This is a genomic window from Mesorhizobium sp. M8A.F.Ca.ET.161.01.1.1 (assembly GCF_004792105.1).
In the GTDB taxonomy this organism is placed as follows: Bacteria; Pseudomonadota; Alphaproteobacteria; order Rhizobiales; family Rhizobiaceae; genus Mesorhizobium.
This window is the reverse complement of sequence record NZ_SRTD01000261.1, coordinates 1-334: the sequence shown is the minus strand read 5'-3', so window position 1 is coordinate 334 and position 334 is coordinate 1. Positions and strand designations below refer to the sequence as shown.

At 52.7% G+C, this 334-nt stretch carries 1 protein-coding gene; it reads right to left on the bottom strand.

Annotated elements, in window-relative coordinates:
• Positions 1 to 55 precede the first annotated feature (55 nt).
• A partial coding sequence (locus tag EN804_RS37790) for a hypothetical protein (protein WP_210237392.1) occupies positions 56 to 334 on the bottom strand: 279 nt, incomplete at its 5' end.

Here is a 334-nt window from a genome sequence, read left to right as displayed (position 1 = left end):
GTTCTTCTTGTATTCACGGAGATCGATAACGGTGGAGCTGTCGCGTGAAGCGGTTTTAGCCTGCTGCACATCCGGTTGATCGGTCATCCAGTACCTCCGATTCCACCCAAATCATCAGATCAATGTGAGCTTGGCGGCTCGAAATTGCAAGTGTTGTCGACTTACGGCGCTCACAGGAACCAGATGGGGTTTCTCGGCTTAGAAAGCTCAGCAGGCAGAAAAACAATGCGACAACGAGCATCTGCCCCAACATCACCGACAAACCGTCCCGCGCAAGAGCAGGGTAGAACGGTAACCATTTAGGCACCCATTTTACGGGCGCCTGCCGTATTTC